The organism is Calothrix sp. FACHB-168, from assembly GCF_963889195.1.
In the GTDB taxonomy this organism is placed as follows: domain Bacteria; phylum Cyanobacteriota; class Cyanobacteriia; order Cyanobacteriales; family Nostocaceae; genus Aulosira; species Aulosira anomala_A.
On sequence record NZ_CAWPNJ010000014.1, the window covers coordinates 58,558 to 70,190 of the forward strand.

7 protein-coding genes and 1 pseudogene are annotated in these 11,633 nt (G+C 38.5%); 6 read left to right on the plus strand and 2 right to left on the minus strand.

All coding sequences use genetic code 11. The features are described from left to right. Positions 1–56: 56 nt before the first annotated feature. Complete coding sequence (locus tag AACW45_RS07545) at positions 57–1,388, minus strand: FG-GAP repeat domain-containing protein (protein WP_190632445.1); 1,332 nt, start codon at positions 1,386–1,388, stop codon at positions 57–59. Positions 1,389–2,288: 900 nt separating this feature from the next. On the opposite strand from AACW45_RS07545, the gene AACW45_RS07550 reads away from it, so the two are divergent. The 6 genes and pseudogenes from AACW45_RS07550 (at position 2,289) to AACW45_RS07575 (ending at position 9,671) form a co-directional block, all read left to right on the plus strand. Beyond that, positions 2,289–3,599, plus strand: a complete 1,311-nt coding sequence (locus AACW45_RS07550; protein WP_190632446.1) for an aminopeptidase P N-terminal domain-containing protein — start codon at positions 2,289–2,291, stop codon at positions 3,597–3,599. A gap of 391 nt (positions 3,600–3,990) precedes the next feature. Beyond that, on the plus strand, positions 3,991–5,973 hold the full coding sequence (gene dndD, locus AACW45_RS07555) for a DNA sulfur modification protein DndD (RefSeq protein WP_190632447.1): 1,983 nt from the start codon (positions 3,991–3,993) through the stop codon (positions 5,971–5,973). A gap of 71 nt (positions 5,974–6,044) precedes the next feature. Beyond that, positions 6,045–6,218, plus strand: a pseudogene (locus AACW45_RS07560) (restriction endonuclease); the annotation flags it as partial. Between the two features lie 4 nt (positions 6,219–6,222). Beyond that, positions 6,223–7,680 carry an SAM-dependent methyltransferase gene (locus AACW45_RS07565; RefSeq protein ID WP_190632448.1) on the plus strand — a complete coding sequence of 486 codons (1,458 nt, stop codon included), beginning with the start codon at positions 6,223–6,225 and terminating at the stop codon, positions 7,678–7,680. A 107-nt stretch (positions 7,681–7,787) separates the two neighbouring features. Continuing rightward, a complete protein-coding gene (dndE, locus tag AACW45_RS07570; protein WP_190632449.1) occupies positions 7,788–8,174 on the plus strand; it encodes a DNA sulfur modification protein DndE in 387 nt (128 codons plus the stop codon). 45 nt (positions 8,175–8,219) lie between these two features. Continuing rightward, a complete protein-coding gene (locus AACW45_RS07575; RefSeq protein WP_190632450.1) occupies positions 8,220–9,671 on the plus strand; it encodes a DNA phosphorothioation-associated putative methyltransferase in 1,452 nt (483 codons plus the stop codon). 87 nt (positions 9,672–9,758) lie between these two features. On the opposite strand, the gene AACW45_RS07580 is transcribed toward AACW45_RS07575, so the two are convergent. After that, entirely contained in the window at positions 9,759–11,498 is a 1,740-nt protein-coding gene (locus AACW45_RS07580; RefSeq protein WP_190632451.1) for a pentapeptide repeat-containing protein, read from the minus strand. Between the last annotated feature and the right edge of the window lie 135 nt (positions 11,499–11,633).

The window sequence follows — 11,633 nt, forward strand, 5'->3', positions numbered from 1 at the left end:
TTAAAAACGCTACAGTCTTTGCGTGAATACCGATAAGCTAATTATTTTCTAGCAATCTAGAAGGTAACCCATTTTCTCAAGGGTGTACCATCTGGGCCGAGGACAGGATTACCATCTTCTCCTACTTGAATTGGGGAAAGTCTTTCTGTTTCTGCGATTGGAGTTCTGGTTACGGTTGTTCCGTCTGTATTTGTAATCCAAATTTCGTCCGCACCTGTAGCGTAATCGCGCCAGTAGATATCTGTTCTACCATCGTTGTTGAAGTCGCCAAATGTTGCTTGTGCCGTGGTGGAACTGGGTGCAAGGAAGGTTTCAGTAACAATTGAACCGCCATCCATTAACCAGGTGGTGTTTTCACCGGTTGTTTGATTACGCCAGAAGATATCTGTCTTACCATCACCATTGAAGTCAGCAATGCTAGATTTCCAATTAGCATCTAGTGTTGTCAGAGAAGATTCGGTGAAGAAGACGTTATTGGGAATGAGGGAATTAGTTAACCAAGCTTTGTTTTCACCTGTGGTGGTGTTGCGCCATAAGATGTCAGAACGGAAATCGCCGTTAAAGTCTCCTATGCTGAAAGTCCAGCTGGCGTCTTGTGATTGGAGAGAATTCTTATTAACTTGAGTACCATCAAAGAACCAAGCGCTGTTTTCGCCGGTGGTACTGCGCCAGAAGATGTCAGTGACGCCGTTACCGTCGAAATCAACCATTGTTGGCGTCCAAGTAGTGTCGAGTCCCTCAAGTCTGATGCCACTTTTAATGGGTTGGCTGGAGTTACTACCATCTACTAACCAAATGGCGTTTTCACCTGTGGCGTTATTCCGCCATAATATATCAGTTTTGCGATCGCCATCGAAATCGCCAATGAATGGTGACCAGTTTCCATCTAGTGGATCTAGTGAAATCAGATTCGTGAAATTTGTACCATCCATCAATACCAGGGTATTAGCACCTGTTACTTTATTGCGTAACAAGAAGTCAGTTTTATTATCCCCGTTGAAATCGCCAATTTTGTAATCTACTGACCCTGGTTGGTTATTTGGATCGGCTGGAAAATTCCCTTTGGAGATAACAGTTGTACCATCCATCAACCAAATTTGAGTTGCACCAGTTTGGGCATCAACCCAAATTTTATCGGTTCTACCATCACCGTTAAAATCTGGTACAATTGCGGCGCTGGTGATATAAGGATTAGGGTTTGGATTGGCGTTAAATAAAGATTGTGATGATACTTGATTTGTATTTACCGGTTGATTTGACAGTGCTGAAGAAGAACTTGCACGGCTAAATGACGATGAAGAATTATCTTCAAAACCGTTGCTGATTTGTGCTGATTTTTCAAAAGAAAGTGCTGCCCAGCTATTTGTATCCAAATTCAATTCAGGCATGGTTTGTTTTTATAGCTTGTTGTTATCCAAGTTTTAACTTTTTCGGTTAAATGTTTTCTGTGCTTTAATAACATTTACTCAAAAAATATCTGTTTGACTTTTTCATATTTTCATGTTTTTGACCGTGCGAATACATATATATAAGTTGCTCTTTTCTAGCTAGCTTATTTAATTTTTTCAAGTTCCAGATAAGCATTTATGAAAATATTTTTGTTTATATCAGCATTTGTAGATAAGTTACAAAAGCCAGAAATAGCTTTAATTTAGAGGTTTTAGGCTAACAAGATAAATTTGTCTATCATCTAAAATGTAAGGTTATGCTGATAATTAGTGCTAGAACTATATCGAACGTAAGCATATATAGTCTGATGATTTCAACCGCCAATTCTCAATATATATATGCTAGATAGCAGTTCCATTTTTTAGCGCATTTCTCGACTTAGTAAGGTATACTTGTGAGCGCACAACTAGCGATAGTTATACTGCGGCTGATGCATAAAAGCTATATAAAAATCTAGACAATCAAAAACATGACTTATTCAAAAAGTTACGCTCGTGCTTGCCAATGATTTATGATATGTATATAACAAGTTAGGATAAATATCAAAGAACGATAACTTTATGTTTATATAATTTAGTTTTGAATGTAAAATTATGAGATGCAGATTGTCTGAAATCTATAACATGAATTTGACAATATACATGTAATATGTATTTGTGAATAATAGCAATATTAAGACTGAGATATAAATATCAAGCTCAATGAATAACTATTAGTTAAAACTGGATACATATTATTGATGTTGAGAGTGCTTGGCACTACATATAATATTTGTGATATATGCAATCTGTAGTGCGAAAAGGTTAAGATATCACCATAATTGGAAATATAAAGTAGCTATGCAAGCAGAATATCAGAAGCGTCGTCAGCAGTTGATGTCAAAACTTGGTAATGGTACGGCGATTTTTCGCAGTGCGCCAATGGCGGTGATGCATAATGATGTGGAGTACAATTATCGCCAAGACAGTGATTTTTTCTATTTGACTGGTTTTAATGAACCGCAAGCTGTAGCTGTGTTAGCACCTCATCACGCAGAACATCAGTTTGTGTTGTTTGTTCAACCGAAGGATCGGGAAAAGGAAGTTTGGACTGGTTACCGTTGTGGAGTGGAAGCAGCTAAAAAATTGTATGGTGCTGATGAAGCTTACCCAATTACCGAACTGGATGAAAAACTACCCCAGTATTTAGAAAAAGCCGATCGCATTTTTTACCATTTAGGACGCGATCGCAATTTTAATGACAAAGTTCTCAAACATTATCAAAGTTTACTCCGCACCTATCCTAAACGAGGTACAGGGCCGATCGCTATTGAAGATACCAGCCCTATTTTAGGTAGCATGAGATTGATTAAAAGTCAAGCTGAGTTGGAATTGATGCGCCAAGCAGCTGCGATCGCTACAGAAGCGCACAGTTTAGCGCAGCAAGTAACTGCACCCGGACGTTACGAGTATGAAATTCAAGCGGAAATTGAGCATATTTTTCGCTTGCGCGGAGCGATGGGGCCAGCTTATCCTTCAATAGTCGCGTCTGGTGTGAATGCTTGTGTGTTGCACTATATTGAAAACGATCGCCAAATGCAGGATGAAGATTTACTGCTGATTGATGCTGGTTGTGCCTACGGTTATTACAATTCCGATATTACCAGGACATTTCCTGTCGGTGGGAAATTTACAGCAGAACAAAAGATATTATATGAGATTGTCTTAGAAGCACAAAAACAAGCGATCGCTCAAGTGCAACCCGGTAATACTTTCAACTCAGTCCACGATACAGCAGTGCGCGTCCTCACAGAGGGTTTAGTGGAAGTAGGTATCCTCAAGGGTGAAGTTGACAAGCTAATTGAAGAAGAAAAATATAAACCATACTATATGCACCGTACCAGCCATTGGTTAGGTTTGGATGTCCATGATGTCGGCGTATATCAGCATGGTGATAACCCACAGATTTTACAACCAGGACAAATACTCACCGTAGAACCAGGACTTTATATAGTACCAGATACCAAACTGGCAGAAGACCAGCCAATCACCGATCCGCGTTGGGTGGGGATTGGAATTCGCATTGAAGATGATGTGTTAGTTACTAGCACCGGACATGAGGTGTTAACTGCTGGGGTTCCTAAAGAAGTGGATGAAGTGGAGAGACGATAATAATTCTCCAAACAAGCGTTACAGGAAATATGGTAGGGTGGGCAATGCCCACCATATCTGAGTTTTTAGGACATTTCAGTTGTATAGGAATTTGTGTAGGAGTTGTGAAAAGTATTTTTTTAATGGAACCGCAGAGGCGCAGAGAACACAGAGAGAGAAATTGATTAACAACTTCAACTTATAATTTGAATTTTGTCTAAGTAAGTCGGTATAAATAACCCAAACTATATTATTAAACGTAAATATACTTGCAACTCTTACCAATGACAAATGACAAATGATAATTGTACAGACGCGATTCATCGCGTCTCTAAAAATGACCAATGACTAATGATTAATGACAACCCTCGCTAGTTATATTTAATTACGCTGTTCTAATTAACTAAATTAAATGATATTTATTGAACTTGTATTACAAAACTTTGGCCCATACGCTGGGAAACAGGTAATTAATCTTGACCCAAGAAATCATGAAAATTCTCGTCCCATAATTCTTTTAGGTGGGATGAATGGTGGCGGAAAAACAACTTTAATGGATGCTATTCGGTTGGCGCTTTATGGTCATCGCGCTCAATGTTCTACCCGTGGTAATTTAAGTTATAGTGATTTTCTGACTCAATGTGTTAATAGTAAGACTGACCCTGTTGAAAAAACTCGCATTGAATTAGTTTTTGAACATGTTGAAAATGACCAGCCGATAAAATATCGGGTGGTGCGGACTTGGGAGAAAAATCCGCAAGATGGTAAAGACCATTTAGGGATTTTAGATGCTAATGAATGGTTAGATACGGCTTTAGTGAATATTTGGGATGAGTATATTGAAAATTTATTACCTTTAGGTATATCTAATCTATTTTTATTTGATGGCGAACAAGTTAAAGAATTAGCAGAACAGGAAACACCACCAGCAATTGTAGTTGATGCAATTAGCGGACTTTTAGGATTAGAGTTAGCTGATAGGTTGGCTGTTGATTTAGATATTTTAATGAATCGTAAACGTAAGGAACTGGCTGGTACTAAAGAATTAGCTAATCTGGCAGAAATTGAAGAGAAGTTACAAGATTTGCAAGAGACTTATAACCAAGAATTGCAAGCAATTACATCTTTGCAAGATGAATTAAAATCTGCGGAAATTCGGCAGCAGGAAGCTGTAAATAAATTTATTTCTGAAGGTGGGAAAATTGCCGGAGAACGCAGTCACTTAGAAAAACAAAAGAATGAGAAAACTACAGCAGCCGAGAAAGCGCGTCAGGCAATGTGCGATTTAGCGGCTGATGTTTTACCTTTAGCGTTGATTACACCTTTATTAAATGAGTCTTTGAATCAAGGAGAAGCAGAATTTCGGATTCAACAAATGCAGGTGGCTCACGATTTATTGGTAGAGAAAGAGCAGAAGTTACTGAATTTTATTAATCAATTAACTATTGCTGAGTCAGAAGTTACTCAAATTCAAGAATTTATCAAAAAAGAGAATCAAGATTTACATAACGCCGTTACCACCGAACCTTGGTTATTAGCTGATAGAGAAAGCCTGAATCAGTTAGATAATGTAATTCATCATTATCTGGGTTATGTGAAAACTCAGGCTCAAGAGAAAATTAAATTTCTCCAGTCTCAGGAAGAAGAAATTATCACTCTGGAACGACAAATTCAAACCGCAGCTTCACCCGAAGAATATCAAAGGCTGGCTGATGAATTACAACAAGCACAACAGGAAGTTGCTGATGCTAAGGCGGCTTATGAAGTAGCAAAACGCCGTTTAGTTGAATTAGAAACCGAGATTTACACTACTAAAAAAGATTTAGAAAGCTATACAGAAACAAGTTTAAAACGGCAAAATAAAGAACATATTATTGAATCGGCCGCGAGAGTGCAAGAAACACTCAAGGTTTTTCGCGAAAAATTAACTTTGAGAAAACTAAATAAATTAGAAGTTGAAGTAACAGAGTGTTTTCGTTACTTGCTACATAAATCTGATTTAGTTCATCGCGTTGCTATCGACAGTAATACATTTAGCCTGTCACTGTACGATTTAAAAGGTAAACCAGTCCCCAAACATCGCCTTTCTGCTGGGGAAAAACAACTATTAGCGATCGCCTTTTTGTGGGGTTTAGCAAGAGTCTCCGGTCGTCGCTTACCCGTAGCGATTGATACACCGTTAGGTAGGCTTGATTCTTCTCACCGCAGTAACTTGGTAGAACGGTACTTTCCCTCCGCCAGTCATCAAGTAATTTTATTATCTACGGATACGGAAATTGGTAAAAAAGAAGTGCAAATATTGAGAGAAAATGAAGCGATCGCTCACGAATATCTTTTAGAATATGACTCTGCGACTCGGCAAACAACAGTATTAGAAAATCAATACTTTTGGTAAGTAGACTATTTTACATTTGATTTGTATTTATGCCCACACTGACCGTAGAAACTCTCTGCTTAGAAGCATGAATATTTTCAGCATCCGAGTCTCAACACTCAGAATCTCTACTTTATGGAGTTACAGACGGTAAAGCAGTTGGAACATATCTGGAGCAAAAATTTAAGCTTTATCTAAAAGAAAAATATGAGTTTTTGCAGGGTAATTCAGCAAGCGGTATAGATTTTCCTGGATTATTAGTAGAATTTCATGACTCAAACTTTCAGGTCAAAAATAGAATATGGCGATTTTCAAACTCCTATAGAGTTAGCTGAAAAAATTTGCCATAAACTAGTTGAACTGGGTATTAAACCTGACATAATTATTGAGCCAACTTGCGGCTTAGGCAATTTTATTAAAGCTTCTGCACATATATTTCCATCTGCAAGAAAAATTATTGGCATGGAAATTAATCAAAATTATCTTAACGTGATTAACAATGAAGAATTGCTTTTAGCAGACAAAAGAATTAAAGTTCAGCAAGCAGATTTTTTTCAGTTTGATTGGCAGTCATTAATCAGAGAAAACCAAGAAAATATTTTAGTAATAGGTAACTTTCCTTGGGTTACTAACTCACGACAAGGAGTAATTCATGGTGTTAATTTACCCTTGAAAAGTAATTTTCAAAAGCTGAATGGATTAGATGCAATTACTGGCAAAAGCAATTTTGATGTTTCTGAATGGATGTTGATCCGTATAGTCCAATATCTACAAAAATGCCATGCCTATCTTGCCATGTTGTGCAAAACTTCTGTCTCAAGAAAGTTACTAAATTATATTCATGTTCAAAAAATATCTCTAGAATATTGTGCAACTTACAAAATAGATGCAAAAAAGTATTTTGGCGCAAATGTTGATGCTTGTTTATTATTATGTAAATTTGATTCAACTTCGCATAATTATTTTTGTGATGTTTTTAATAGCCTTGAAGATAAAAATTACCAGCGAATAGGCTATCAAGACAACATTCTAGTGAAAGATGTATTGATTTTTGATAAATTAAAAGATTTATATGCTTTCAAATCAGCAGAAAAATGGCGTTCTGGTATTAAACATGATTGCTCAGATGTAATGGAGTTATCTAAAATTAATGATATTTATATAAATGGATTAGGAGAAACTGTTGATATCGAAGAAAAATTTATTTTTCCTTTAATTAAAGGTTCTGATGTAGCTCAAGGTCGAACGCAAGTTACCAATCGATATGTTGTAGTTCCTCAAAGATTTATCGGTGAGTCAACTGAATATATTAAAAATATAGCACCTAAAACCTGGAATTATTTAGAGTCTCATGCAAATTATTTAGATTCTAGAAAAAGTCAAATATATCATAATAACCCCCGCTTTTCTATATTTGGTGTCGGAAATTACACATTTTTACCTTGGAAAATAGCAATTTGTGGATTATATAAAAAACTTAACTTCCGACTAATTGGAACGCTCGATAATAAACCTACTATTTTTGATGATACTGTTTATTTTCTGGCTTTTGACAATGAGCAATCAGCCGAGCAAGCTTTAATTATTTTAACTTCTACCTTAGCTTCTGATTTCTACTCTTCACTGATTTTTTGGGACGAAAAACGCCCAATTAAGTCTAGTATATTGAATAAATTAAATCTATCTGCCTTAGCACAGAGATTGAACCTGGTGCAATCGCTTCAATAAATTAAAATGAAAAATGACCATCATTTAAAGAATGGCTCAGACAATTTAGACATCAAAATCTACCCTGTTGCAGGGTGACACTATAAAAAGCTTGATAAATTTTAATTATGGAATCGCCAATAGAAAGAATAAAACTTTCCCAAACCGCTAAAGACCAACTGCTGAAACTGCGCCGCAGTACGAAAATTGACCAATGGAATATATTATGCAGATGGGCTTTTTGTCGTTCTCTCGCAGAACCTACCCCACCTTCCCCCGTTCCTATTCCCCAAGATAGCAATGTGGAAATGACTTGGCGCGTGTTTGGTGGGGAGATGTCTGATATCCTGCTCCTCGCACTCAAGCAAAGGTGTCACAACGACGGTTTTGCTACCGATAAAGAAACCCTTGCTAGCCAATTTCGCTTGCATTTACATCGAGGAATTGGCTACTTAGCCGGCGATCCAAATATCAAGAAAATTGAAGATTTAATTGTACTAGCGCTGAAAGATTGAAAGGATATTAGTTAACTGTTGACTGTTGACTGTTGACTGAAGATTATGCCTGAAGCGTTAGACATCGAACGTCATCGAGCTGCGATCGCTCGCATGGATATCTCTCGTCCTGTACGATTGGCTATAGAATGGGCAATTCTCAATCCTGAAACTACCTTTTTTGACTACGGTTGCGGCTATGGTGGTGATTTCCAGCGCGTCGCCAATTTAGGTTACACTAGTGGCGGTTGGGACCCTTATTATTATCCTGATGCATCGATTACCTCTGCTGATGTGGTTAATTTGGGTTATGTTCTCAACGTCATCGAAGATCCCCAAGAAAGGCGAGACAGCTTAATTAAAGCTTGGGAACTCACCCACAAAGTTTTAATTGTCGCTGCGCAGGTTTTAATTAACGCGCCTAGCAAAACCCAAATAGCTTATGGCGATGGAATTGTCACCCGTCGCAATACGTTTCAGAAATATTACGAGCAAGAAGAACTAAAAAGTTACATTGATGAGGTACTGAATGTTGATGCTGTACCTGTAGCCTTAGGCGTCTACTTTGTCTTTCGCCATGAAGCCGAAAAAGAAAGTTTCAAAGCCATTCGCTTTTTTAGTCGCAGTTCTACGCCTAGAGTCCGCATTCCTAGCAAGCGCTTTGAAGATTACCAAGAACTACTCTTACCATTAATGGAGTTTTTCACCCAACGGGGAAGATTACCAGTTAAGGGGGAATTAAGTAACGAACAGGAACTACTGAGTGAATTTGGTAACTTTCGCCGTGCTTTTGGCGTAGTATTACAAGCTACTGATGAGGCAGAATGGGATGCGATCGCTTATCGTCGCTCTCTGGATATTCAAGTTTACCTCGCCCTCACCCACTTTGAACAACGTCCCTCATGGCATAAACTAGCGCCAGAAATCCGCCACGATATCAAAGCCTTTTTTAGTAGCTATGAAGAAGCTTGTGGTGTCGCTGACCAAAAACTCTTTAGCCTCGGTCAACCTAGAGTCATTCAAAATGCTTGCGACAAAAGTAAAATCGGTAAACATACCCGTGGCGCTTTGTATGTCCATGTTTCCGCCTTAACAGAACTTGATGCTTTACTGCGGATTTATGAAGGCTGCGCCAGTCGTACCATCGGGCGGGTAGATGGTGCTACCTTAATTAAATATTGCACCGATAAACCGCAAATTTGCTATCTCTTTTATCCAGAATTCAACACCGACCCCCACCCAGCTTTAAAAGCCAGTATCATAATTGACTTCCTCACCTTAAAAATTACTCACCGCGACTACCAAACCAGAGACAATCCACCAATATTGCATCGTAAAGAAACCTTTGTTACGCCTAACTACCCACTCTACGAACAATTTGCCCAACTTACCCAACAAGAAGAAGAATTAGGACTCCTCCAGCAGAAAAACGAAATTGGTACTCGCGAAGGTTGGGAAAAATGTTTAGCTAGTCATAAAGTAGAAATTCGCGGACATCAGGTTTACAAGAGTCAATAGTCAATAGTCAATGGTCAATAGTTATTATTCTTCCTTGTCTTCCTTGTCCCCCTTGTCCCCCTTGTCCTTCTTCCCTTCCCTCATCTTTCAACTCAACCCCAATTCCTGCTTTAACAACTCTGGGACATTTTGCGCTGTCTCTAATCCCCGGACGGTTTCCCATTGCTGCTTTTCTCCCCAAGTCATTTCTTTTAGGTTGGCTTCTGTCACATCTGCATTACTGAGAATGGCGTAGCTGAGATTAGTATGGCTAAGGTCTGCACCATTGAGTAAAGCACCACTGAGATTACTACCACTGAGATTTGCTTTGTTAAGATTGGCATAGCTCAGATCAGTACCAAAAAGCATGGTATAACTTAAGTCAGCACCAGTCAGGTCAGCGTCACTCAGTAGAACACCACTCAGGTCAGCATCATTGAGGATCACTCCACTGAGGTCTACACCACTGAGATCGGCTCCTAAGAACATTGCGCCGTTGAGTTTGGCATAGTTAAGTTTAGCTCCATTTAGCTTGGCATAGCTGAGGTCAGCAGCAACTAAAATCGCATCGCTAAGATTAGTGCTAAAAAGAATAGTATCACTGAGGTTAGTGCCGTTAAGAATAGCACGACTTAGATCGGCACCACTGAGGTCAGCACGACACAAGTCAGCATGGCTGAGGTTGACGCTACTGAGTTTAGCTTCGCTGAGATTAGCACCGAAAACAATAGCATGGCTGAGATTGGCATTGTTAAGATTAGCATCTTTGAGGTTACTACTACTGAGATCGGCATGGCTGAGGTTAGCATTTTTTAAGTTCGCGCTGCTAATATCCGCATGGCTGAGGTTAGCGCGGCTCAAGTCTGTGTGGCTAAAATTGGCACCACTGAGATTGGCGCTACTGAGGTCAGCATGGCTGAGGTTGGCATTTTGCAAATTAGCACCACTGAGATTTGCATCGCCAAAGTTAGCACCACTGAGATTTGCATTAGTAAAATTCACGCCTGTTAAATTGGCGTCTCCTAAGTAAGCACCACTGAGGTTAGCACCGCTAAAGTTAGCACCTGTTAAGTTGGCATTACCTAAATAAGCACCGCGAAAATTCCCACCTTTGAGGAATTCACCAACAATACTAGTGAAATTACCAATTTCAATTGCATCGCTATAGTTTATTATCCGCAGTAGTTCGGAGGTGAAAAAACTTTCTGTATCTGGTTGGCTAGATGGATAAAAGTTAATTGACTGCTGAAGTTCAGCTCGACTTTGGGCGTAGCGATGTAACTCCAATAGTAAAATTAATACATTTAATCCAGTATATATATCTACTTCCCTCAGTCCGATAGTTATATTTTTTGCTAACAGAGTTAACATTTTTTTCTGAGGTAAGTTATTATCAGGTGCAGCATCAAGAAACTCACCCTGACACCAGCGACGATAAAATTCCTCTAAACGTTGGAACAGGAGCCGTGGCTGAAATGTTTTCCGAGCTATGAGTAAATTTATTAGCTGTTCAACTATATCTGGTGTTAAAGCGGCATGACCAAGTAGATCGTAAATCTCTTCATAAAATTGGCGCTGTTTGGGGGCTGTAACTATTCCGTTCTGAGCCGATAATAAACCATTACCGGGTTTTCCCCATTCTTCTAAGCTTTTTTGCAATTTTTGAATGAATAAAGAGTATTGTAAATTATTTTGAACATATCTAGGCTTTTTATCTAAATCTTGAGAAATTTTTGTACTAGGAAATAGTGTTTGGGCTTTCACAGAGTTAGTCTGTGGCTTATCTGTTACCTTTTTACCCTGAGCGTAATTCCTGAAACGCTGCCAAATTTGTGATAAATATGACATTTTGTATTTTGGATTACTATTTAATTACTAATTTATGAAAAATGATTCTACAGGTTGATGAACTCAGATGAGGCGGAAATTAATCAAATACTTGTATCGTATGTGACTTTGATAAAATAAGTGGCGATCGCCAAA